Here is a 20,479-nt window from a genome sequence, read left to right as displayed (position 1 = left end):
GGTCAAGCCCGCTCGATCTTCAGCCAGCGGGCGCAGGCGAGATAGGCGACGGTGACGACGGCCATCAGGATGATCGAAAGCGCCGAGGCCAGCGGAAAATCGCCGCGCCGGCCGATCTGCATCATGACCAGTTGCGGCATGAGCAGCTCGTTGTTGCCGCCGAGGATCTGCGGCGTGATGTAGTCGCCGATGCAGAGTACGAAGGTGAGGAAAGCCCCGACCATGATACCGGGCAGGGTCAGCGGCAGCACGACATGCAGGAAGGTCCGCACCGGCCCGGCACCGAGGTCGGCGGCCGCCTTGCGATAGCTCGGGCTGAGTTGTTTCAGATTGGCGAAGATGGTGAGCGTCAGCAGCATGACGAAGAAGTGGACGAAGCCGGTGACGGTAGCGAACCGAGTGTTCGCAAGCTGCAGCGGCTCCGCGACCAAGCCGATGCCGGTGAGCGCCCGATTGATGACGCCGTTCTGCGCCAGCACGAGCAGCCAGGAATAGGAGCGCACGACGTAAGACGTCCAGAACGGCAGCACGGCGAGCATCAGTGCCAATCGCTGCCAGCGCTCCGGTACTTGTTCGGCGAGGATCCAGGCGAACGGGTAGGCGAGCACGATCGAAATCACGGTGACGATTGCGGTCACCTGCAGCGAGTTCACCATCGCCCGCCAGTAGGATGGATCGGTGAAGAACTGGCTGTAATTGGCCAAAGTGAAGCCGCCGCCTTCATGCGCCGTCAGGCTCGACAATCCCATGGCAACGAAGGGCAGCACGAAGAACAGAAGCGTCCAAGCCAGCGCCGGCGTGACCAGCGCCCAGGGCAGGGCACGCGGGCTACCTCCGGAACCGCTCATCGGCCGATTACTGTGCCTGCAGCATTTCGGTCCACATGTCCTGCATCTTCTTGTCGAGATCGGCGTTCGGCGCCGGATAGGCCTGGGCGCGGGCGAGAAAGCCGGGCTGCTCGTCGAAGCGCAGGATCTTCTTCTGCTCGTCGGTGAGCGCTGCCTTCTTGTTGGACGGCATGCCCCAGTAGCAGGAGGAGGTGGCAAGGCGCGCCTGGCCTTCCGGGCTCAGGATGTACTGAATGAATTTTAGCGCCATGTCCTTGTTCTTGGATTCCTTGAACATGGCAAGCGATTGCGACCACAGCACCGCGCCTTCCTTGGGGATCGAGAAGTCGAGCGCCGGGTTTTCCTTGGCGAGCCCCGCAGTTACCCACTCGCCGCCGCCGACAAGGACGTCCACCTCGCCGGTCGCAAGCGCGGTCTGGCTGGCGGTGACTTCCCCGACCAGCTTGGCGTTGGCCTTCATCTTGAGCAGCTCGGCCTTGAGAGCGGGCAGGTCTGCCTCGGTGAGGTCGGCCGTCTTCTTGCCGATCGCCAGAGCCGCCATGCCGATGACCGGCAGGTAATAGTCGTAGATCGCGATCTTGCCCTTGTATTTGTCGCTGGTCAGCGAAGCCAGCGACTGCATGTCGGCCGGATCGACCTTGGTCTTGTTGTAGCCGATCGTGTTGTAGCCGAACTTTTCGGTGATGCCGTAGCGCTTGCCGTCGACCACGGTGGACTTGTCCATTTTCACTTCCGGAAAGAGGTCGGCGAAAGGCAGCTTGTTCTCCGGCAGCGGCTCGAACAGGCCTTTCTCGACACCGCGCGGCACGTCGATGGAATCGATCACCATCACGTCCCAATCGCCCGGCTGCGATTGATCGACGATCGCAAGTCCTGCGCCTGTGCCCTCGAATTCCTTGACGTTGACCTTGACGTTGTTGGCCTCCTCGAAGGGCTGCAGCAGCGCCGGATCGGAGTGGTCGCACCAGATCAGCGCGTTGAGATCGGCGGCCTGAGCGCCACTCGTAGCGAGCAGCGCCACAGCAGCGCAGGCGGCTCCGAGACGGGACTTGAGGCTGGAAAGCGGATTCCGGACATTGACGGTCATCGAGTGTTCTCCCTGCCTTGCTGGCTTGTTGAGGAAAAGTTGAACCAATTCTAAAATTGAGTCAATTATGATTTTATGGCAGAGAGGCCGATATGAGCGGATTGCGCGCACGGCAGAAGGCGGATAGGCACCGCCGCATCATCGATGCGGCGACGGAGCTTTTTCGTGAGGCCGGCTATGAAGGCGCCAAGATCGAGGCCATAGCTGCGCAGGCAGAGGTCTCGATCGGTACGATCTACAATTACTACCAGAATAAGGGTGACATCCTCGGCGCCATCGTCGCTATGGAGGTCAACGAGGTGCTGAATGCCGGGCAAGGCGTGGTCGGCAGCCCGCCGGCCGATGTCGGCGACGCGCTCGACAGGCTGATCGGCATCTATATCGAGCACTCGCTGAATTACCTGAGCAAGGAGATGTGGCGGCAGGCGATGGCAATCTCGACCCAATTGCCCGACAGCCCTTTCGGCCAGGCCTATACCGCGCTCGACCGCGCCTTGACCGAACAGATCCGGGCGCTGATCGCCCGCCTGCAGGAGATCGGCCTGGTTCGGTCAGACATCGATGGCCCGGCGGTGGGCGAGTTGATCTTCAACAACATGAACATGATGTTCATCGAGTTCGTGAAGCGCGACGAGGCGAAAATCCCGGAGCTGCGCGCGGCGATAAGGCGGCAGAACCGGATCTTGGTGGCTGCGATCGGCGTATAGAAGATCAAGAGCGAGCAGGTAGAGGGCTTTCAGCAAAGCGTCGCGGCCGAACGTACTCACTGACGGTTGATCAGCCACAGAATGGTCGAGAGAACCACACTGATCAGAATTCCCGTGGTGATGGGAACGTAGAGCCTGAAATTCTCGCGCTCGATCACGATATCACCGGGCAACCTGCCGAGGCCGATCCTGGTCACCCATGGCCACAGCAGGCCAGCGGCAACTATGCTGAGGCCAATGACGATCAGAGTTCGCGACATGGCAGCACCTGCCGGAAATAGCGCATTGCCAGAATATAGTGATGCTTCGAAAGCTGGCAGAGCGAAGGATGGTGCCCCCGGCAGGGATCGAACCCGCGACCTTCGGTTTACAAAACCGCTGCTCTACCAGCTGAGCTACAAGGGCACGGCGCTCCGGTAGCACATTTCGTGCGCCAGTAAAGACAAAACTCCGTTTTGGGTTGCTAATGGACCGCTTGGCTTAGTCGGCATGCTGAAAAGAGGCGCGCCGCTTCCTACATCTCTGTCGGGTGCAATCGCGTCGAACGGGGTGTCGCATGATCAGATTCGTCATCATCCTGCCGCTCATCGTCGTGACCTGGCTTCTCCTGATGAAGGCCGTCAGCGATCTGAAGAAGGCCAACATCGACTGGACGGGCGTCACCACGATCATCGGCTTCATCGTGCTCGCCTTCTGGCTGCGGCACGTCACGGGAATGGGGTGAGGGGAGTGAATGGTGAATGGTGAAAGGCGGCGTTTTCTGGACCATTCGCTATTCACCATCCACTATTTACCCAATCCATCGTACCTTTTGCCGCCGCTCCGCCACAACTGATCGCCAGAGGCGAATGGTCGCCTCGATCAAGGATAGGGGCAGTTCCGAAAGATTTGAGCCGCTTCCGGCCACTCAAAAAAATCAGAAAAAAACTTCGAACCTTTTCCGCGCTGCAACGACAGATGATCAAGAGGCGGATGGATCGCCTCGGTCAGGAAACCAAGGAGATCATCATGTTCAAGCGCACGCTCGTTTCGACCCTTATCGCCACCTCTGTTGCCGCCGGCACGCTGGCCGGCACCGTCCAGCCTTCGGCCGCTCACGACCATCATCACCGCCGCGAGCTCGGCATCGGCATCGCCGCCGGCGTTGGCGGCTTCGTCCTGGGCAACCTGCTCGCTCAGCAGCCGCGGACGGTCTATGTCGAGGATGGCTACCACGGTTCCTGGCATGTTCGCCGCTGCATGGCCCGCTATGCCAGCTACGATCCGGGCTCGAACACCTACATCGGCTACGACGGCTATCCGCATTACTGCCGCCTCTGAGAGCAATTCCAGGAAAAGCGCATAGCGGTTTTCCGTCCGGAATTGCGTAAACAGAGGAGAGCCACCGTCTCGGCAACCGGAAAGGGGGCTTCGCGGCCCCTTTTTCGTTTGGTGGCTAGGAGGTCTTGGCCTCGATCGCCAATCCCGCGCTGCGGCAGGCGCCGGCAATGGCAAGCCCGGCATTAGACGTTTCACCGCTCATCGCGACAAGTTCGAAGCTGTTTCCGGCATCCGGGTTGACCTTGGCAATGAAGGCTTTGCCGTCGCTGGAGCCGCCGGCCGAGCGCTTGTCGTCGACAAAGCCGCAAACCACGATCTCATGGCGGCCGTTCAACGTCCGCTCACCGGCAAGCATCGTCCCGAACTTCGCCGAGACTGGATCCTTCAAGTACTGGCGGACGCCGGCGGTAATGATCTCCTCGAGGGCGAGCGAGATCGGTATGGAATCGACGCGCTGCCCGTTCGAGTCCGGCACCGGTGTCGTGGCAGCGCATCCGCAAAGTGAAGCGGCGAGCAAGAGTTGAACCGTTTTCCGCATCCACGCCCTTTCGCATGCATTCGAACGCCGCGGCAAGACGGCAGGGCCCATGCAGCCGAGGGTGTACAGCGATACGTTTAGTCTGGCCGTCCCGGAATGGCGGCCAAGAGCGCGCTGCCCGGCGCATGACGCCGGGGTCATGCGCAAACAAAAACTGTCGCAGTCAGTAGGCTTTCACGCCGCCGATCATCTTCGTCACCTCGGCCGCGGCCTCGCGCACCAGCGGACCGATCTCGGCCAGGCGCTCCGGCGTCACCCGCACCGTCGGGCCGGACACGGAAACGCCGCCGATCGGCTCGCCGAACTCGTTGAAGATGGCAGCGGCGACGCAGCGCATGCCGGGATGGCGTTCCTCGTCGTCGACCGACCAGCCGCGATGCTTGATGGTCGCCAGATCATGAGCCAGCGCCGAGATGTCGGAGAGCGTCTTGTCGGTGAAGCGCTGCAGGCCGGCCTTGCGCAGGATGGCGGCGACCCGCTCCGGCTCGAGATGCGCCAGCACCGCCTTGCCGATGCCCGACGCATGGAAGGAACTGCGCGTGCCCGGCCGGAAGAAGGCCCGGATCGCCTGATGCGTCTCGACCTGACTGACGAAAACCACGCAATCGTCTTCGGCGACGCCCAGATTGGCGGTCTCGCCGGTCTTTTCCATCAGTTCCTGCATCACGATGCGGGCGCGGTCGACCAGCTTGCGGCGGCGCAGGAAGGCGGCGCCCATGCGATAGGTCTCGACGCCGATCGACCAGAGCTGGTCGGTCGAGTCGAACTCGACCATGCCGTGGTTCTCCAGCGTCGTCAGCATGCGGTAGGCCGTTGAGGCGGCGATGCCGCTGCGCGCCGCGATCTCGCTCAAGGACAAGCCGCTGGCGTCCGCGACGATCGCCAGGATGCGCAGCGCGCGGTCGAGCGACTGCACTGAAGCCGCTTCCTGCGGGCCGTTGAAGGCACGCGGCCGGCCGCGTTGGCGTTTTTCCGTGGTTTCCATGCACGCATTCTCCGCCATTTCGCGCGGAGCACAATGAAAAAGTTTTTCACTGGCCCCCCGTGGCGATTTTCTGGAAAAGGAAAAGATCAGTGAATGCAGACAGTTACAACAGTCTTCTAGAAATGAAAAAATATTCTGGAAAAATTGAAAAATCGAGAACGCGCTGGCATTCTGAAGCCAACCAACGAAGTGGAGGATGAACATGGCCAGGATGCGCGCTGTCGACGCGGCGGTTCTCGTTCTAGAAAAGGAAGGCATCACCAATGCCTTCGGCGTGCCGGGCGCGGCGATCAACCCGCTCTATTCGGCGCTGAAGGCGCGCGGCACCATCCGCCACGTTCTCGCGCGCCATGTCGAGGGCGCCTCGCACATGGCTGAAGGTTTTACCCGCGCCAAGCCCGGCAATATTGGGCTCTGCATCGGCACCTCAGGTCCGGCCGGCACCGATATGATCACCGGGCTCTATTCCGCCTCGGCGGATTCCATTCCCATCCTCTGCATCACCGGGCAGGCGCCGCGCGCTCGCCTCAACAAGGAGGATTTCCAGGCCGTCGACATCGCTTCGATCGCAGCACCCGTCGCCAAATGGGCCGTCACCGTCATGGAACCCTATCTGGTGCCGATGGCGCTGCAGAAGGCGTTCCACCTGATGCGCTCCTCGCGACCGGGCCCGGTGCTGATCGACCTGCCGCTCGATGTGCAGCTTGCCGAGATCGAATTCGACATCGAGGCCTATGAGCCGCTGGTTCCCTTCAGGCCGGCAATGACGCGCGCCCAGGCCGAAAAGGCTTTGGCAATGCTCAACCAGGCGCAAAAGCCGCTGATCGTCGCCGGCGGTGGCATCATCAACGCCGATGCTTCCGATTTGCTGATCGAGTTCGCCGAAGTCACCGGCGTGCCGGTCATTCCGACGTTGATGGGCTGGGGCGCGATCCCCGACGATCACCGGCTGATGGCCGGCATGTGCGGCCTGCAGACCTCGCACCGTTACGGCAACGCGACAATGCTTGAAGCCGACTTCGTCTTTGGCATCGGCAACCGCTGGGCCAATCGCCACACCGGGTCGGTCGACGTCTACACCAAGGGCAAGAAATTCATCCATGTCGACATCGAGCCCACTCAGATCGGCCGCGTCTTCGCGCCGGATCTCGGCATCGTCTCGGATGCGGGCGCGGCGCTGAAGATGCTGCTCGACGTCGCCACCGAGTGGCGCACGGCCGGCAAGCTGCGCGACTGGTCGGGCTGGGCGAAGGAATGCCAGCAGCGCAAGAAGACCATGAAGCGCAAGACGCATTTCGAGCAGGTGCCGCTGAAGCCGCAGCGCGTCTACGAGGAGATGAACAAGGCGTTTGCCCGGGACACGACTTACGTGACCACGATCGGCCTGTCGCAGATCGCCGGCGCGCAATTCCTGCATGTCTACAAGCCGCGCAACTGGATCAATTGCGGCCAGGCAGGCCCGCTCGGCTGGACGCTGCCTGCCGCGCTCGGCGTGCGCGCCGCCGATCCCGATCGCGCCATCGTCGCGCTCTCCGGCGACTACGACTTCCAGTTCATGATCGAAGAGCTGGCGGTCGGCGCGCAGCACAACCTGCCTTACATCCACGTCGTCGTGAACAACGCCTATCTCGGGCTGATCCGCCAGGCGCAGCGCGGCTTCTCGATGGACTACGAGGTGAGCCTCGCCTTCGAGAACGTCAACCGGGCAAACGATCCCGAGGCCGGCTACGGCGTCGACCATGTCGCGGTCGCCGAGGCGATGGGCTGCAAGGCGGTTCGCGTGCGCAAGCCGGAAGAGTTCGCCGGCGCCTTCAAAGAGGCTGAGCGGCTGATGAAGGAACACCAGGTCCCGGTCGTTCTCGAATTCATCCTCGAGCGTGTCACCAACATTTCCATGGGCACCGAAATCGACAAGATCACCGAATTCGAGGAGCTTGCCGAAAGCCACGAGGATGCGCCGACGGCGATCGTGATGCTCGATTGAAGTCCGGCGGAAAGAAGGAGCAAAAGAATGCCGCGTTTTTCAGCCAATCTTTCGATGCTCTTCGGGGAGCACGATTTCCTAGACCGTTTCGATGCCGCTGCCCGCGCCGGCTTCAAGGGCGTCGAATATATCGGGCCGTACGACCATGCGCCGGACGTTGTTGCCGCTCGCCTCAAGAAGAACGGCCTGACGCAGGTTCTCTTCAACCTGCCGGCCGGCGACTGGGCAAAGGGCGAGCGCGGCATTGCCGTGCTGCCCGACCGCGTGCCTGAATTTCGCCAGGGCGTCGCCAAGGCGATCACTTATGCGCACGCGCTTGGCTGCGAGCAGGTCAACTGCCTCGCCGGCATCGCGCCGCAGGGTGCCGATCGCACTACTTTGGAAAACGTCTTTGCCGAAAATCTCGCTTTCGCGGCCGAAAAGCTGGAGCAGGCCAGCATCAAGCTGCTGATCGAGCCGATCAACACTCGCGACATTCCGGGCTTCTTCCTGAATTACACCGATCAGGCGCTGGCGCTCATCGACCGCATCGGCTCGAAGAACCTGTTCCTGCAATACGACATTTATCACATGCAGATCATGGAGGGGGATCTCGCCCGTACCATCGAGGCAAACCTTGGCCGCATCGCGCATATCCAGCTTGCGGACAATCCCGGCCGTCACGAGCCGGGGACGGGCGAGATCAATTATCCCTTCCTCTACGACCATATCGACCGGCTCGGCTATTCCGGCTGGATCGGCGCCGAATACAAACCGAAGGCCGGCACGGAGGTGGGACTCGGCTGGTTCCGGCAGTTCGCCGGGCAGGGGAGTGCGGCGGCTTAGGCGCTTCTCAACCAGCCTCGGCGCTGCCCCTCACCCTTACCCTCTCCCCGTGAAAAACGGGGGAGAGGGGGGTCGCCAGCGCTGGAGCTTGTCCCCCGTCTCCCCATCCTTCACGGGGAGAAGGTGCCGGCAGGCGGATGAGGGGCGGCGCCAGCCTTCGATCCATTCGGACAAAGATCTTCAGGAGACCGCAAAATGGAAACCATCGGCTTCATTGGCCTCGGCATCATGGGCGCGCCGATGGCGGGGCATCTGCTCGACGCCGGCTACCCGGTCATCGCCAGCGACCATCGCTCGAAGCCGCCGGCCGCTCTCGCGGCCAAGGGGCTGAAGACCGTCACCGGCCATGATGCGGTGGCCAGCGCCGCCGGCATCATCATCACCATGGTGCCCGACACGCCGCAGGTGGCGGATGTGCTGTTCGGCGAAAACGGCGTCGCTTCAGCTCTGTCGAAAGGCAAGCTCGTCATCGACATGAGCTCGATCTCGCCGATCGCCACCAAGGACTTCGCCAAGAAGATCAACGATCTCGGCTGCGACTATCTCGACGCGCCGGTATCCGGCGGCGAGGTCGGCGCCAAGGCAGCCTCGCTTACCATCATGGTTGGCGGCGAGGAAGAGGCGTTCGAGCGCGCCAGGCCGGTGTTCGAGAAGATGGGCAAGAACATCACGCTGGTCGGGCCGAACGGCGTCGGCCAGACCACCAAGGTCGCCAACCAGATCGTCGTGGCGCTCACCATCGAGGCGATCGGCGAAGCCCTGGTCTTCGCCTCGAAGGCCGGCGCCGATCCTGCAAAGGTTCGCCAAGCCCTGATGGGCGGTCTCGCCGCCTCGCGAATCCTCGAAGTGCATGGCGAGCGCATGATCAAGCGCACCTTCGCGCCCGGTTTCCGCATCGAACTGCACCAGAAGGACCTCAACCTCGCGCTGGAAGGCGCCAAGGCGCTCGGCGTTGCGCTCCCCAACACCTCGACGACGCAGCAACTGTTCAATTCCTGCGCCGCCAATGGTGGGGCGAAGGAGGATCACTCGGCGCTGGTCAGGGCGCTGGAGCGGATGGCGGGCCACGAAGTGGCCTAGAAGCGAATAGCGAATAGCGAATAGGGAGTAGCGAATAGGGATTGCAGGCCGACGGGCCGCCGTGTTTCGGCTATTCGCTATTCGCTATTCGCTATTCGCTATTCGCTATTCTCTATTCGCTATTCGCTATGAATTTTCTGGCCACATAAAGGCTCACCGCCGCTGCGTTGGACACGTTGAGCGAGCGGATGGCGCCGGGCATGTCGAGGCGGGCGAGCGCGGTCACCGTCTCGCGCGTCTTCTGGCGCAGGCCCTTGCCCTCCGCCCCCAGAACCAGCGCAATTTTTCCTCCGGCGAAGCTCTTTTCCAGCTCCGCCGATCCCTCGGAATCGAGCCCGATCGTCTGGAAGCCGGCATCGTGCAGTTGACCCAGCGCGTCGGCGAGGTTCTTCACCTCGATCTGGTCGATGTGCTCCAGCGCGCCCGAGGCCGATTTCGCCAGCACGCCCGATTCCTGCGGGCTGTGGCGGGCCGTCGTGATCAGCGCGCCGGCGCCGAAAGCCACCGCCGAGCGCAGGATAGCGCCGACATTGTGCGGGTCGGTGACCTGGTCGAGCACCAGCACCAGCTTTGTGTCGCCGAGCGTGTCAAGGCGCTTGGGTTTAAGCGGTTCCGCCTCGATCAGCACGCCCTGATGCACGGCGTCCGAGCCGGTGATTTTGTCGATATCTTTCGGCTCGACCAACTCGGCCTTGAAGGGCAGGGCGGCAACATCGCCGATCGCCAGACGCTCGGCGGCATTGCGGGTCACCAGCATTCTTTTGATCTTGCGTCGCGGATTGTCGAGTGCGGCCCGCACCGTGTGCAGGCCGTAAAGCCGCACCAGTCCGTCGGCGGGGCCTTCGCCCGGCGGCACCGGTTGGCGCGGCCGGAATGCCGGCGCGCCGCCCGCCTTCTGGTCGCGATGCGCGCGCCTCAGCTTGGCGTAGTGGGTGTCCTTCGGGGTGCCCGGTTTGCTGCTTTTGTTGTCGCTCATGCCGACCTCTATAACCGTCCCGGCCGGCTAAGGATACGGGCTGCGGCGACGAATGCCGAACATCCTCGAAAAACCCTGGCCGCGCCGGTTGACACCCACCGGCCTTGCCGCCATAAGGCGCATCGCTGATTTCGGAGAAGATCCTTACTCGGGCTCCGGGTCGGCTGAAATGCCTCGTTGCATGGCTCCGGCGGCAGACTGGAGAGGTGCCCGAGTGGTTAAAGGGGACGGACTGTAAATCCGTTGGCTTAGCCTACGTTGGTTCGAATCCAACCCTCTCCACCACTGCCGGCCCGGAAGCCCTGAAACGAAAAGCACCGGAAGTGTGCCACTGTTTTCCGATGCTAGCGCAGGCGGGTATAGCTCAGTGGTAGAGCAGCAGCCTTCCAAGCTGAATATGCGGGTTCGATTCCCGCTACCCGCTCCAGATTTTCTTCGTCGTAGGCCTCAAAAGAAAAACGCCGAGCACCCGTGGCGCGCGGCGTGTTCGATCTGCCTTGTGCTTAGCTGTTGAAAGCCGATGTCACCTGATGTTGTGGCGGGACTTGGCCGTTCGGCGTCAGCTTGTCGACAACGCCGGGCAGCGCCGTGGACAATTGCTGCAGCAGCTCCTGCTCGTTCATACCGGTACGTTGCGCGATCTCGCGGATCACCGCCGGCCCCAGCGCCGAGCCGAGATCGTTGGCGTTGATCGGCCGGTTCTGGCCGGTGCCGACCCAGGAATCGGCTACGCCGCCGTGGCCGGCGTCTCGCAGTCTGTCGAGCAGCCCGCCCAGTCCGCCGAGCAGGCCGCCATCGGCGGAGGTTCCGGCGGGAGTTGGGGCGGGGGCCTGAGCTTCGGCCGGCTGTTCCTCGCTTCTGCCGCTCAGCATCTTGCCGACCAACAGCGCGCCGAGCGCGATCATCAGGGGTTTGGTGATGTTGCCGCCGGGAACGGCGTTGTCAAAAAGGCCCATCATGGATCTCCTATCAACCAAGTCCACCCGGCGCCAGAATGGCTCAAGCGGGGGGATTTTCAAGCTGTCTTGAGCTTTTGACAATCATATGAAAATGATTGGCAGCGGGGGGATTGGAGGGAAGAAATGGGCATCATCAGCTGGATCATTCTCGGCGCGATCGCCGGCTTCATCGGCAGCAAGATCGTCAACAAGACCGGTCAGGGCATGATCATGGACATCGTGCTCGGCATCGTCGGCGCGATCGTCGGTGGCGTGATCTTCAGCGCCTTCGGCGCATCGGGCGTCACCGGCCTCAACATCTGGAGCCTGATTGTCGCCGTCATCGGCTCGGTCGTCGTGCTCTGGGCCTATCACCAGTTCTCCGGCAGGCGCACGCTGTAGAACGGTCGAACGATCGGCGAAACCACGGCTCGATCGCCGTGGTGGGATCGTCAGCCGAGCGCTGGTCGTCGAACGCGACCGCGCTGCGTATTGGCATTGGATGGCGTGGGGCGGAACGGCGATGGCGGTCCAGATTCAAGGCCTTCCGGTCACCTATTATCCAATCCCGAAAAGCGGCACCAGCAGCGTCAAATACGCGCTGATGGCGCTCGGCGGCAAGGAAGCCGTTCTGCTTGACCCGGACAACGACGTCCACAGTCAAATTGCAACCAATTGGGCCGATCCGTTCGAGCCGGTCTATGACGGGCTCAGCGGCAAATTCACGATCGTTCGTGATCCGCTGGAGCGGCTGCTCTCGGCTTATTCCAGCAGGATATTGGACACCGATGTCCTACGGTCACGCTCGCCCAACCTCGAGTTGCTCGAGAGCTTTGGGCTGGCGACCAACCCGGATCCCGATACCTTCATCCTCAACATCGAAAAATACTGCGCGTGCTCAGGGGACATCCACTTTCACGTCGCCTCGCCACGCCGCTTCATCGGTTCCAGCCTGTTCCTGTTCGAGCACGTCTTCAAATTCGAGGACATGGACAAGGTCGGCGCCTTCCTGTCCACGGTCAGCGGCAAGACAGTCTCTATGCCGCGGCTGCAGGCAGCCCGGGGCAAGGTCAGTCCCTCGGATCTGTCCCCCGCGGCGTTCAGAAAGGCGATGCGCTTCTGCCGCTACGACTACGGTTTCCTTGTCGACTACTACGATCCGGAACGATGGGGAGGCATCCCCCAAGGCGATCCCGATGAGACGTCCTCGCTGCATGTCGCCGGCGATCTGACCGCTTTTCGCAACGGCCGCCTGGTCTATCCGCGCACGCTGCGCAACCTCGTCGGATTCCTTACCAAACGTCCGTTGAAGAAAAGGGTGGGGCTGTAGCGTTCAGCTTTTCAGTCCGGACGACCTCAGGCCACAACGCTCAAGCGCCTCCTTCGCTCGTCGAGCGAGACGATGGCGAGGCCGCTGCCGATCACCAGGAGAATGCCGCAGACGGCGAGCGCGTTGGGGAGCTGCCCGAACACCAAAAGGCCGGAAATCACCGCCCAGACGGTGAAGCAATAGTAGAAGGGCGCCACCGCGCTTGTCGGTCCGACGCGATAGGCCATGAAGATGAAGAAGTGACCGAAGATCAGGAACAGCCCGGCGCCGGCAAGCAAAAGGAGATGGCGGCCCTCCGGCACCACCCACCGTTCCGAGACAAGGTGTGCGACACCTGAGCCGAGCAGCACGACCACCACGGCGGAGATGGCGACGATCATGCCGGGCACCTCGGCGCCCACCTTACGTCCGGCGAGGTCGCGCGCCGCGGCCAGGGCCGCGTTGCCCAGCGCCAGCAAGGCATAGATGGAAATGCCCTGCATCGTCGGCTGCGCCACCATGACGGCGCCGACAAAGCCGAGGCTGATCAGCACCATTCGCACCGCACCGATCTTGTCGCCGAAAAGGAGCGAGGACCCGACCAGCACGATGAGCGGCGTGATCTGCCCGAGCGCCGTCGAATCGGCGATCGGCATGTTGGCCAAGGCCACGACGTAGCAGAGGATCGCGGCCAGCTCGCAAAGGTTCCGGCGCAGCACCTTGCGCTCGAACAGCAGCGGGATCTGCCTGCCATAGCCGAGCATCAGCAGCAGCGGCATGCCCCACACCGTGGCGGCCGCGCCACGCAGCAGCAGCACCTCATAAGGCGGCAGCCCTGCGGTCGCGAGCTTCATCATCGTGTCATTGACGAGGTAGGATCCCGTCGAGACGATCATGAACAGCGGGCCGCGGATATTTGCCGGAAGGAATTGCATTGGCTGAAGAAATCAGAGGCGGATCGGGGCGGCAATGGGCCAGTTCCGGCCGATCTGGCGTCTACCCGCGCGAAACTGTCGATGGGCTAGCCGAGGCAAGACGCGCGGATTTGAATTCGCCTGTCGCGATCCTATATCCGCACCATACCCCTGAAATCAGATCATTGGTTCGGCTCGAGCGAGACAATGCGCAACCACAAGGCACTTGTGTTTTGCGGCCGTTGTCGCTAATCGCCCCGCATTCGACTGAACTGAAGGTCAAGGCCGCCCAAGGAAAGAGACTATGGCAAAAGGTAAATTCGAGCGCACCAAGCCGCATGTGAACATTGGCACGATCGGCCACGTCGATCATGGCAAGACGTCGCTGACGGCGGCGATCACGAAGTATTTTGGCGAATACAAGCGCTATGACCAGATCGACGCGGCGCCGGAAGAGAAGGCGCGCGGCATCACCATCTCGACGGCGCATGTCGAGTACGAGACGGCCAACCGTCACTACGCCCATGTCGACTGCCCCGGCCATGCCGACTATGTCAAGAACATGATCACCGGCGCCGCCCAGATGGACGGCGCGATCCTGGTGGTTTCGGCCGCCGACGGCCCGATGCCGCAGACCCGCGAGCACATCCTTTTGGCCCGCCAGGTCGGCGTGCCCTCGATCGTGGTGTTCCTGAACAAGGTCGACCAGGTCGACGACGCCGAGCTGCTCGAGCTGGTCGAGCTCGAGGTTCGCGAGCTGCTGACCAAGAACGAGTTCCCCGGCGACGACATTCCGATCGTCAAGGGTTCGGCTCTGGCAGCACTTGAGGATTCGAACAAGACCATCGGCGAGGACGCCATCCGCGAGCTGATGGCGCAGGTCGACGCCTACATCCCGACGCCGGTCCGTCCGCTGGACAAGCCGTTCCTGATGCCGATCGAGGACGTGTTCTCGATCTCGGGCCGCGGCACGGTCGTGACCGGCCGCGTCGAGCGCGGCGTGGTCAAGGTCGGCGAGGAATTGGAGATCGTCGGGATCCGTCCGACGGCCAAGACCACCTGCACGGGCGTGGAGATGTTCCGCAAGCTGCTCGACCAGGGCCAGGCCGGCGACAACATCGGCGCGCTCTTGCGCGGCATCGATCGCGAGGGTGTCGAGCGCGGCCAGGTTCTGGCCAAGCCGGGTTCGGTGAAGCCGCACAAGAAGTTCGTGGCCGAAGCCTACATCCTGACCAAGGACGAGGGCGGCCGTCACACGCCGTTCTTCACCAACTACCGTCCGCAGTTCTACTTCCGCACCACCGACGTGACGGGCATCGTGACGCTGCCGGCCGGCACCGAGATGGTGATGCCCGGCGACAACATCACCGTCGACGTCGAGCTGATCGTGCCGATCGCGATGGAAGAGAAGCTGCGCTTCGCCATCCGTGAAGGCGGCCGCACCGTCGGTGCCGGCATCGTCGTCACCATCAAAGAATAATTGATCCGGCACTTGCCGGCTCGACCAAGGAAAGGGCGGTCTTCGGGCCGCCCTTTTTCGTTTACTTGCACAGTGCAGCATAAATGCAGCACGGTTGCTTCGAAGCTATTGCATGCACCACTGCCGCAATTATTATCGATTGCGGCAGGGGGCGTCGCCAATCATGATTTCGGGGCATCATTTAAACTGCACATCAAGATGGTTTCGCATACTGGTTCGCCGGGCACCGGTGCTTGCTATTGTGGTGGTGGCCTTTGCAGCAAAGGCCGATGACGTCCTCATACGGGCATGGCCCGATACGTTCATTTTGAACGGCCCGTCTTCCGACGGCTTTTCGGACATGCGGTTCATCTTTGCGCGTAGCAGTGCAGTCGGCTGTAAGACCAATTGTCCGGAATGGATTTCAGCGGAAGGCGCCATCACTGCCGACACGCCGGCTCTGCTCAAGCGAGTGCTGAAAAAGCTCGGCACCCGCAAACTGCCGATCATTGTCAATTCCCCTGGCGGCGATGTCGACGCCGCACTTCAACTTGGTCGCATCATACGGAAGAACGGGCTCGACATCCCGGCGTGGCGTCTGATGGCGGCGCCATGTGCAACTCTGCATGTCCCCTGATGTTCGCAGGTGGCGTTCGCCGCGTAGCCGGTGGCTGGGCCTATCTGGGTGTTCATCAGATCACCACCACTTGGTTCCCCTCCACAAGGCATTTTCGAACCACCTATAAAACCATTCGGGGCAAAAGATATCAGGTCACAACGGAGACCGTCACCGAAGGCCGAAGCTACAAGACCTATAAGATGAGCAAGGGGTTCGCGCGGAAAATCTCGGCCTATTTGGCAGAGATGGGCGTGGGGCAGGGTGTCCTCGACAAAATGAAAGCCACGCCGGCGAGCGACATTCAGCGGATCACCCTCCACGACATGCTAACGATGAAACTGGCCACCAGCACAGACACCGTGGAGCTGTTCACCGGAGTGATCCTGTGCATGGGTGACAAACCGGCTCCGAATTGCCGGGAAATAGCAGAGGATGCCCGGCCGGCCGCTGTAACGACGGCAAAGCCGGCACCTTCTCGACAGGCGGAAGCTCCATCTTCCAAGCCAGCCAAAGCCCCGACTGCCGTGCCGTTTCGAGGAGCGGCAGGAAATGCCGCGCCGGAGATGCGTTTCGTGGTCGTTCGCGGCAGCGATCCGCTCTGCGATCCCGACTGCCCGGAATGGATTTCGGCGGAAGGCGCGGTCACCCCTCGAACCCCGCAAAAACTTCGCCAGTTGCTCGCCGCGCTCGACAACCCGCGACTTCCCATTGTGATCAGCTCACGAGGCGGCGACTTGTTCGGCGTCTTGGCCGCAGGGCGGCTTATCCACGAACGCAAGCTAGACGTCGTCGTCGCCCGCACCAATATCCTGGGTTGCAACCCGCCCGGGGCAGGCTGTCTGGACGACAATGGCGCCTATGTCGGGCTGATCAGCCAATTCGGAGTGGAGTGCGATTCAGCCTGCGCACTCATGCTCGCCGGCGGCGCCAGGCGGCTGGTCGACCCCAAGGCGCGGCTCAGCGTGTCCTCGATGGGACAGAAGCGGATTGTCGAAGCCTATTTGGACGAGATGGCGATCAGCCAAGGCCTGTTCGCAGCGATAGATCAGAGTTCGGTCGAGCGTGAGCTTGAACCCGATGTAATGCTCAAGGTCGGGCTGGTGACCGGGCCGGACACGTCGGACACGCTGACTGGCCCCGCCATTTGCAGGTCCTCGCCAAAGCCGGACAATTGCCGGCTCCCGCCCTCCGCCAACGCCCAGGCAAAGACGCCGCCAGAACTTTAGCGTTGTCGCGACGAAGTCGAGGCAGCAGCCGTCAGGCTGGCATTGCTCGCACCCTCTTCAATTCTATTGCAAGCATCGTCGCCGTAACTAGTATGGGTTGGACCGAGGGCTTGGCAGGCGTGATTTCCGCGTTCCTTTCAAAGGGTATTTCGTGGCCGCTAGGGCTGGTTCGGCTCGGGCTGGCCATCGCTATTGGGCTTACCGCGTTTGCCGCCGCAGCGAAGGAAACGCCGCCGGATTACGGCCCTGCCATGCGCTTCGTCGTGGTGCGCAGCAGCGCGCCAGGCTGCGAGCCGAACTGCCCGGAATGGATTTCTGCCGAAGGCAGCATCGAGGCCGGCACGCCGGCGCGGTTCAAGCGCCTCTTGAAGACGCTCGGCGGCCGGCAACTGCCGATCGTCGTCAGTTCTCCTGGAGGCAATGTCGACGCCGCGCTCCAACTCGGCCGTATGATCCGTAAGAACAAGCTCGACATCGCCGTGGGCACTACGGGGTTTTCCGGTTGCTCGCCCGAAATGAAGAACTGCCGGGACAATGACAGTAAGAACACGCCGTATTCCGGCATCGCCTACGACAGCGGCGCCATGTGCAATTCCGCATGTCCCCTGATGTTTGCCGGCGGCGTCCGCCGTGTGGTCGGCGAGTGGGCTTTTCTCGGAGTTCATCAGATCACCACGACATATCACAGGGAAAAGCTGCTCTACCGCACCACCTACAGAATTGTGAACGGCAAGAAGAAGGTCCTCAGCACCAAGGTCGTCAGCCGCAAGAATGCCGGCAGCTACAAGACCTACGAGATGAGCAAGGCGGTCGAGAAACGGCTGTCCAGCTATCTGAAAGAAATGGGTATCGGGCAGGGCGTGCTGGACGTGATGAAAGCGACGCCGGCAAGCGACATAAAGCAGATCGAGCCCGACGATATGCTGGATATGAAGCTCGTCACCAGCCTCGATTCCCTCGACCTGATGACCGAAGCAGCCATATGCCGGCGCGATCCGGTGCCAGCGAACTGCCGCGAGATACCGGCCAATGGCAAGGCCAAGCCGGCCGAGGTGGCGACGGTCGCAGTCAAACAGGCCTACAGTCAGCCGGCGGAGGCAGCATCACCGCCAAAGCCGCAGCAGGAAATGCGTTTCATCCTCGTTCGCGGCAGCAATCCGCTCTGCAACCCCGATTGTCCGGAATGGATTTCGGCGGAGGGAACGATCGTTGCCGGCACGCCCGACAGGCTGCGCGAGCTGCTGGACAAGGTCGGCGGGCGCAGGCTGCCCATCGTCCTCAACTCACAGGGCGGCGATGTCCAGGGCGCGCTCGCCGCCGGCCGGCTGATCCGCGAGCGCAGATTGGATGTTGCGGTCGCCCGGACGGATTTTCTCGATTGCGATCCCGGCACGGCAGGGTGCGTCTCCAAGGACAACCTTCATAATGGTCTCACCGTTGAAGCCGGCGCCGAATGCGATACAGCCTGCGTGCTGATGATCGCCGGTGGCACCAGGCGCTTGGTAGGCACCGATACGCGTTTCCTGGTGCATTCCATGGGCATGGAAGACAAGGTCCGGTCGTATCTTGAGGAGATGGCGATCGGCTCGGGCTTGGTCGTCGCGATGCAGTCGGCCCAATCCGCCAAGCACAGGGAGCTCAGCCAGGACGAATTGGCGGGGTTCGGGCTCACCACCAGCCGCCAGTCGGTAGACGCTCTGACGGGCGCCACTATCTGCAAATCTTCGCCAAAACCCGATAACTGCCGGGTTCTGCCGTCCGCCAACGCCGAAGCGGAATCGCCGGCCAAGCTTTAGCAGCATTCGGCGCCATGCCAGCACTGGCCATGGAGACAGGTTGAGCCGGCTCCGAGCTTCCCGCTATCCTTCTAGGCTCAAACGTAGGAGGACCGGAGATGAGCGAGGGCGTCCCGACTTTGTTCGAATGGGCCGGCGGCAGCGAGGCGCTCAACCGGCTGACGCAGATCTTTTACAACAGAGTGACCTTGGACCCGATCGTCGGTCCGGTGTTCAGGCACATGTCGCCGGACCATCCGGCGCATGTCGCCGCCTTCATCGGCGAGGTTTTCGGCGGGCCGAAGACCTACAGCGAACGGCATGGTGGCCACCGCGAGATGGTCAGGCATCATCTCGGCAAGCATCTGACCGAGGAGCAGCGCCGGCGCTGGATCAACCTTCTGGCGGACGCGGCGGACGAAGCCGGCCTGCCGGACGATCCCGAGTTCCGTTCCGCCTTGATGGGCTATGTCGAGTGGGGATCGCGGCTGGCCAAGATTAATTCCAATCTCGGCGAGACTTGCGACCCTGAGACCGAGCCAATGCCAAGCTGGGGCTGGGGCGTGCCGGGCGGGCCTTACAAGCCGCCGGCCGGGAAATCGTAGCCGAAGATGCTGGGTTTCTGCCAAATTCCGAAAAGATGACGCCGCAAAGACACCGCAGGGTCGTTGCATCAATGTGAGACGACCTTGCATGCTGATTGCCCATCTCCCATCGGGCTATATTCTGGGAAGGCTCGCGCGAAGACGGCGACGGGAGGCATCCGATGTGGTGGCTGCCGCAATGCTCGGCAGCGTCATCCCGGACATCGACATGCTCTATTTTTACCTGATCGATGGCGGTCGCACGCACCATCATGCCTACATCACGCATTGGCCGTTGTTCTGGGCCACGATCGGGACGGTAGGCGTGTCGGTCGGTCGGTTGTTGGGGTCGCGGCGTCTGCCGTCGATCGCCATCTTCTTAGCCGGAGCCATGGTGCATATGGCGCTCGACACGGTGGCATCGCCGATCATGTGGTTGGCGCCGTTCAGTCATTGCCCGTTTGAGCTCGTGGCGGTTCCGGCCAGCCATGGGAACTGGGTCCTGAACTTCGTTCTGCATTGGACTTTCGCGCTTGAACTCGTGATCTGCGCATCGGGCCTGGGGCTTGGATGGCTGCGATCGGCGCTTCCGGCCGACGCGTCTCAAAAGGGCTCTTGAGTTCTCATCGGCTTTGTGAAATAGCAGCGCCCGTATACGGGCATAGCTCAGTTGGTAGAGCGGCGGTCTCCAAAACCGCAGGTCGTAGGTTCGAGCCCTGCTGCCCGTGCCACCTCCCATGGCAGACTGAAGGTGGGTGCGCTCCGCCGTTGAAAACCGGGGGCGGCTTGCCATCTAGCGAAAACTGGGGCATAAGGCCCCGCATAGCCGGGACGGGACGACTGGATGGTTCCGAGGCGGCGCTAAAACATAAAGCGGAACACTTGCCACTTGCGTGGACCAAGAATCGGTTTTATGTAGACTGAACAGACACGCGACGCGTGGAGCTGGGAAGCCGGCTTTACGCGTCTGATTTGCGTGGGCGAAATGGTGGTGCTGATTCGGCGCCGGCACGAAGTCCAGGCGGCACGTCCCGGCCAGCGGGATCATCCAGGAGACCCGGCCAACGGGTCTTGAAGACAGGCGGCAGATGGCTTCGAAAACCACAAACCCTTTCACCTTTCTCCAGCAGGTTCGCGCGGAGACGGCCAAGGTGACATGGCCCTCGCGCCGCGAGACTATAATCTCGACGGTAATGGTCCTGGTTTTTGCGCTCATCGCCATGATCTTCTTCTTCACCGCCGACATAGCCATGGGCTATGCGATCGAGTGGATTCTGGGCCTCGGACATTAAGTTCGGCGATTAC

General features: G+C 62.1%; 23 protein-coding genes and 4 tRNA genes. 18 read left to right on the top strand and 9 right to left on the bottom strand.

Features of this window, described 5'->3' with window-relative positions; all coding sequences use genetic code 11:
- Nucleotides 1-2: 2 nt before the first annotated feature.
- Together A9K66_RS07105 and A9K66_RS07100 are read right to left on the bottom strand one after the other, a co-directional pair.
- Nucleotides 3-848, bottom strand: a complete 846-nt coding sequence (locus A9K66_RS07105; protein ID WP_067321534.1) for an ABC transporter permease — start codon at nucleotides 846-848, stop codon at nucleotides 3-5.
- Between the two features lie 7 nt (nucleotides 849-855).
- Complete coding sequence (locus A9K66_RS07100) at nucleotides 856-1,935, bottom strand: spermidine/putrescine ABC transporter substrate-binding protein (RefSeq protein ID WP_067321530.1); 1,080 nt, start codon at nucleotides 1,933-1,935, stop codon at nucleotides 856-858.
- A 92-nt stretch (nucleotides 1,936-2,027) separates the two neighbouring features.
- Between A9K66_RS07100 and A9K66_RS07095 the strand changes: the two genes are divergently transcribed.
- On the top strand, nucleotides 2,028-2,642 hold the full coding sequence (locus A9K66_RS07095; protein ID WP_066989542.1) for a TetR/AcrR family transcriptional regulator: 615 nt from the start codon (nucleotides 2,028-2,030) through the stop codon (nucleotides 2,640-2,642).
- A gap of 56 nt (nucleotides 2,643-2,698) precedes the next feature.
- Here the strand turns inward: A9K66_RS07095 and A9K66_RS07090 are convergent, their stop codons facing one another.
- Together A9K66_RS07090 and A9K66_RS07085 are read right to left on the bottom strand one after the other, a co-directional pair.
- Nucleotides 2,699-2,902 (bottom strand): DUF2905 domain-containing protein, encoded by a 204-nt coding sequence (locus tag A9K66_RS07090; RefSeq protein ID WP_067321527.1) that lies wholly within the window; start codon nucleotides 2,900-2,902, stop codon nucleotides 2,699-2,701.
- 69 nt (nucleotides 2,903-2,971) lie between these two features.
- Nucleotides 2,972-3,047: transfer RNA gene (locus A9K66_RS07085), tRNA-Thr, on the bottom strand.
- Between the two features lie 151 nt (nucleotides 3,048-3,198).
- Here A9K66_RS07085 and A9K66_RS29150 point away from each other — a divergent pair.
- Nucleotides 3,199-3,366 carry a hypothetical protein gene (locus A9K66_RS29150; RefSeq protein WP_082953745.1) on the top strand — a complete coding sequence of 56 codons (168 nt, stop codon included), beginning with the start codon at nucleotides 3,199-3,201 and terminating at the stop codon, nucleotides 3,364-3,366.
- Between the two features lie 284 nt (nucleotides 3,367-3,650).
- Nucleotides 3,651-3,962: a BA14K family protein gene (locus tag A9K66_RS07080; RefSeq protein WP_066989901.1), complete on the top strand. Its 312-nt coding sequence runs from the start codon at nucleotides 3,651-3,653 to the stop codon at nucleotides 3,960-3,962.
- Nucleotides 3,963-4,077: 115 nt separating this feature from the next.
- Here A9K66_RS07080 and A9K66_RS07075 read toward each other — a convergent pair whose 3' ends face one another.
- Together A9K66_RS07075 and bhcR are read right to left on the bottom strand one after the other, a co-directional pair.
- Entirely contained in the window at nucleotides 4,078-4,500 is a 423-nt protein-coding gene (locus tag A9K66_RS07075; RefSeq protein ID WP_067321523.1) for a hypothetical protein, read from the bottom strand.
- Between the two features lie 163 nt (nucleotides 4,501-4,663).
- Nucleotides 4,664-5,485, bottom strand: a complete 822-nt coding sequence (bhcR, locus tag A9K66_RS07070; RefSeq protein ID WP_067321643.1) for an HTH-type transcriptional regulator BhcR — start codon at nucleotides 5,483-5,485, stop codon at nucleotides 4,664-4,666.
- Nucleotides 5,486-5,687: 202 nt separating this feature from the next.
- Between bhcR and gcl the strand changes: the two genes are divergently transcribed.
- The 3 genes from gcl to A9K66_RS07055 all read left to right on the top strand — a co-directional run bounded on the left by gcl (nucleotide 5,688) and on the right by A9K66_RS07055 (nucleotide 9,374).
- A complete protein-coding gene (gcl, locus tag A9K66_RS07065; RefSeq protein ID WP_067321640.1) occupies nucleotides 5,688-7,469 on the top strand; it encodes a glyoxylate carboligase in 1,782 nt (593 codons plus the stop codon).
- 27 nt (nucleotides 7,470-7,496) lie between these two features.
- Nucleotides 7,497-8,294, top strand: a complete 798-nt coding sequence (otnI, locus tag A9K66_RS07060; protein ID WP_067321520.1) for a 2-oxo-tetronate isomerase — start codon at nucleotides 7,497-7,499, stop codon at nucleotides 8,292-8,294.
- A gap of 195 nt (nucleotides 8,295-8,489) precedes the next feature.
- Complete coding sequence (locus tag A9K66_RS07055; protein WP_066989555.1) at nucleotides 8,490-9,374, top strand: 2-hydroxy-3-oxopropionate reductase; 885 nt, start codon at nucleotides 8,490-8,492, stop codon at nucleotides 9,372-9,374.
- Nucleotides 9,375-9,486: 112 nt separating this feature from the next.
- On the opposite strand, the gene A9K66_RS07050 is transcribed toward A9K66_RS07055, so the two are convergent.
- Nucleotides 9,487-10,350: an RNA methyltransferase gene (locus tag A9K66_RS07050; protein ID WP_067321517.1), complete on the bottom strand. Its 864-nt coding sequence runs from the start codon at nucleotides 10,348-10,350 to the stop codon at nucleotides 9,487-9,489.
- 200 nt (nucleotides 10,351-10,550) lie between these two features.
- Between A9K66_RS07050 and A9K66_RS07045 the strand changes: the two genes are divergently transcribed.
- Both A9K66_RS07045 and A9K66_RS07040 read left to right on the top strand, forming a co-directional pair.
- Nucleotides 10,551-10,635, top strand: a tRNA-Tyr gene (locus A9K66_RS07045).
- A gap of 68 nt (nucleotides 10,636-10,703) precedes the next feature.
- Nucleotides 10,704-10,777 (top strand) — tRNA-Gly (locus tag A9K66_RS07040).
- A gap of 76 nt (nucleotides 10,778-10,853) precedes the next feature.
- Here A9K66_RS07040 and A9K66_RS07035 read toward each other — a convergent pair.
- On the bottom strand, nucleotides 10,854-11,306 hold the full coding sequence (locus tag A9K66_RS07035; protein WP_067321636.1) for a YidB family protein: 453 nt from the start codon (nucleotides 11,304-11,306) through the stop codon (nucleotides 10,854-10,856).
- Between the two features lie 126 nt (nucleotides 11,307-11,432).
- On the opposite strand from A9K66_RS07035, the gene A9K66_RS07030 reads away from it, so the two are divergent.
- Both A9K66_RS07030 and A9K66_RS07025 read left to right on the top strand, forming a co-directional pair.
- The gene (locus A9K66_RS07030) at nucleotides 11,433-11,690 is read left to right on the top strand and encodes a GlsB/YeaQ/YmgE family stress response membrane protein (RefSeq protein ID WP_067321514.1); all 258 of its coding nucleotides are present in this window, start codon (nucleotides 11,433-11,435) and stop codon (nucleotides 11,688-11,690) included.
- A 121-nt stretch (nucleotides 11,691-11,811) separates the two neighbouring features.
- Nucleotides 11,812-12,618, top strand: coding sequence for a sulfotransferase family 2 domain-containing protein (locus A9K66_RS07025; protein ID WP_067321511.1), 807 nt, complete (start codon nucleotides 11,812-11,814; stop codon nucleotides 12,616-12,618).
- A gap of 26 nt (nucleotides 12,619-12,644) precedes the next feature.
- Here A9K66_RS07025 and A9K66_RS07020 read toward each other — a convergent pair whose 3' ends face one another.
- Complete coding sequence (locus A9K66_RS07020; protein WP_067321508.1) at nucleotides 12,645-13,532, bottom strand: DMT family transporter; 888 nt, start codon at nucleotides 13,530-13,532, stop codon at nucleotides 12,645-12,647.
- A gap of 283 nt (nucleotides 13,533-13,815) precedes the next feature.
- On the opposite strand from A9K66_RS07020, the gene tuf reads away from it, so the two are divergent.
- From tuf to secE, 8 genes are all read left to right on the top strand, one after another.
- Nucleotides 13,816-14,991: an elongation factor Tu gene (gene tuf / locus A9K66_RS07015; protein ID WP_066989565.1), complete on the top strand. Its 1,176-nt coding sequence runs from the start codon at nucleotides 13,816-13,818 to the stop codon at nucleotides 14,989-14,991.
- A gap of 112 nt (nucleotides 14,992-15,103) precedes the next feature.
- Nucleotides 15,104-15,607: a hypothetical protein gene (locus tag A9K66_RS31010; RefSeq protein WP_245307419.1), complete on the top strand. Its 504-nt coding sequence runs from the start codon at nucleotides 15,104-15,106 to the stop codon at nucleotides 15,605-15,607.
- Complete coding sequence (locus A9K66_RS07010) at nucleotides 15,607-16,815, top strand: hypothetical protein (protein WP_245307418.1); 1,209 nt, start codon at nucleotides 15,607-15,609, stop codon at nucleotides 16,813-16,815. The genes A9K66_RS31010 and A9K66_RS07010 overlap by 1 nt, the downstream gene beginning before the upstream one ends.
- Nucleotides 16,816-17,066: 251 nt before the next feature.
- Nucleotides 17,067-18,611: a hypothetical protein gene (locus tag A9K66_RS07005; RefSeq protein WP_156751029.1), complete on the top strand. Its 1,545-nt coding sequence runs from the start codon at nucleotides 17,067-17,069 to the stop codon at nucleotides 18,609-18,611.
- A gap of 98 nt (nucleotides 18,612-18,709) precedes the next feature.
- Complete coding sequence (locus A9K66_RS07000) at nucleotides 18,710-19,195, top strand: group II truncated hemoglobin (protein ID WP_067321502.1); 486 nt, start codon at nucleotides 18,710-18,712, stop codon at nucleotides 19,193-19,195.
- An 88-nt stretch (nucleotides 19,196-19,283) separates the two neighbouring features.
- Nucleotides 19,284-19,793, top strand: coding sequence for a metal-dependent hydrolase (locus tag A9K66_RS06995; protein WP_067321499.1), 510 nt, complete (start codon nucleotides 19,284-19,286; stop codon nucleotides 19,791-19,793).
- A gap of 36 nt (nucleotides 19,794-19,829) precedes the next feature.
- Nucleotides 19,830-19,905: transfer RNA gene (locus A9K66_RS06990), tRNA-Trp, on the top strand.
- Nucleotides 19,906-20,262: 357 nt separating this feature from the next.
- A complete protein-coding gene (gene secE, locus A9K66_RS06985) occupies nucleotides 20,263-20,466 on the top strand; it encodes a preprotein translocase subunit SecE (protein ID WP_067321496.1) in 204 nt (67 codons plus the stop codon).
- Nucleotides 20,467-20,479: the final 13 nt, after the last annotated feature.

Origin of the sequence: Mesorhizobium sp. AA23 (genome assembly GCF_001672435.1) — a bacterium.
GTDB lineage: Bacteria > Pseudomonadota > Alphaproteobacteria > Rhizobiales > Rhizobiaceae > Mesorhizobium.
The sequence above is the reverse complement of the archived record's forward strand: the minus strand, read 5'-3'. Positions and strand labels throughout refer to the sequence as shown.

Excerpts from the sequence above, each read along its gene's own strand:
- A9K66_RS07105 (WP_067321534.1), bottom strand. The coding sequence starts at position 848 with ATGAGCGGTTCCGGAGGTAGCCCGCGTGCCCTGCCCTGGGCGCTGGTC.
- A9K66_RS07100 (WP_067321530.1), bottom strand. The coding sequence starts at position 1,935 with ATGACCGTCAATGTCCGGAATCCGCTTTCCAGCCTCAAGTCCCGTCTC.
- A9K66_RS07095 (WP_066989542.1), top strand. The coding sequence starts at position 2,028 with ATGAGCGGATTGCGCGCACGGCAGAAGGCGGATAGGCACCGCCGCATC.
- A9K66_RS07090 (WP_067321527.1), bottom strand. The coding sequence starts at position 2,902 with ATGTCGCGAACTCTGATCGTCATTGGCCTCAGCATAGTTGCCGCTGGC.
- A9K66_RS29150 (WP_082953745.1), top strand. The coding sequence starts at position 3,199 with ATGATCAGATTCGTCATCATCCTGCCGCTCATCGTCGTGACCTGGCTT.
- A9K66_RS07080 (WP_066989901.1), top strand. The coding sequence starts at position 3,651 with ATGTTCAAGCGCACGCTCGTTTCGACCCTTATCGCCACCTCTGTTGCC.
- A9K66_RS07075 (WP_067321523.1), bottom strand. The coding sequence starts at position 4,500 with ATGCGGAAAACGGTTCAACTCTTGCTCGCCGCTTCACTTTGCGGATGC.
- bhcR (WP_067321643.1), bottom strand. The coding sequence starts at position 5,485 with ATGGAAACCACGGAAAAACGCCAACGCGGCCGGCCGCGTGCCTTCAAC.
- gcl (WP_067321640.1), top strand. The coding sequence starts at position 5,688 with ATGGCCAGGATGCGCGCTGTCGACGCGGCGGTTCTCGTTCTAGAAAAG.
- otnI (WP_067321520.1), top strand. The coding sequence starts at position 7,497 with ATGCCGCGTTTTTCAGCCAATCTTTCGATGCTCTTCGGGGAGCACGAT.
- A9K66_RS07055 (WP_066989555.1), top strand. The coding sequence starts at position 8,490 with ATGGAAACCATCGGCTTCATTGGCCTCGGCATCATGGGCGCGCCGATG.
- A9K66_RS07050 (WP_067321517.1), bottom strand. The coding sequence starts at position 10,350 with ATGAGCGACAACAAAAGCAGCAAACCGGGCACCCCGAAGGACACCCAC.
- A9K66_RS07035 (WP_067321636.1), bottom strand. The coding sequence starts at position 11,306 with ATGGGCCTTTTTGACAACGCCGTTCCCGGCGGCAACATCACCAAACCC.
- A9K66_RS07030 (WP_067321514.1), top strand. The coding sequence starts at position 11,433 with ATGGGCATCATCAGCTGGATCATTCTCGGCGCGATCGCCGGCTTCATC.
- A9K66_RS07025 (WP_067321511.1), top strand. The coding sequence starts at position 11,812 with ATGGCGGTCCAGATTCAAGGCCTTCCGGTCACCTATTATCCAATCCCG.
- A9K66_RS07020 (WP_067321508.1), bottom strand. The coding sequence starts at position 13,532 with ATGCAATTCCTTCCGGCAAATATCCGCGGCCCGCTGTTCATGATCGTC.
- tuf (WP_066989565.1), top strand. The coding sequence starts at position 13,816 with ATGGCAAAAGGTAAATTCGAGCGCACCAAGCCGCATGTGAACATTGGC.
- A9K66_RS31010 (WP_245307419.1), top strand. The coding sequence starts at position 15,104 with ATGCACCACTGCCGCAATTATTATCGATTGCGGCAGGGGGCGTCGCCA.
- A9K66_RS07010 (WP_245307418.1), top strand. The coding sequence starts at position 15,607 with ATGTTCGCAGGTGGCGTTCGCCGCGTAGCCGGTGGCTGGGCCTATCTG.
- A9K66_RS07005 (WP_156751029.1), top strand. The coding sequence starts at position 17,067 with ATGCGCTTCGTCGTGGTGCGCAGCAGCGCGCCAGGCTGCGAGCCGAAC.
- A9K66_RS07000 (WP_067321502.1), top strand. The coding sequence starts at position 18,710 with ATGAGCGAGGGCGTCCCGACTTTGTTCGAATGGGCCGGCGGCAGCGAG.
- A9K66_RS06995 (WP_067321499.1), top strand. The coding sequence starts at position 19,284 with ATGCTGATTGCCCATCTCCCATCGGGCTATATTCTGGGAAGGCTCGCG.
- secE (WP_067321496.1), top strand. The coding sequence starts at position 20,263 with ATGGCTTCGAAAACCACAAACCCTTTCACCTTTCTCCAGCAGGTTCGC.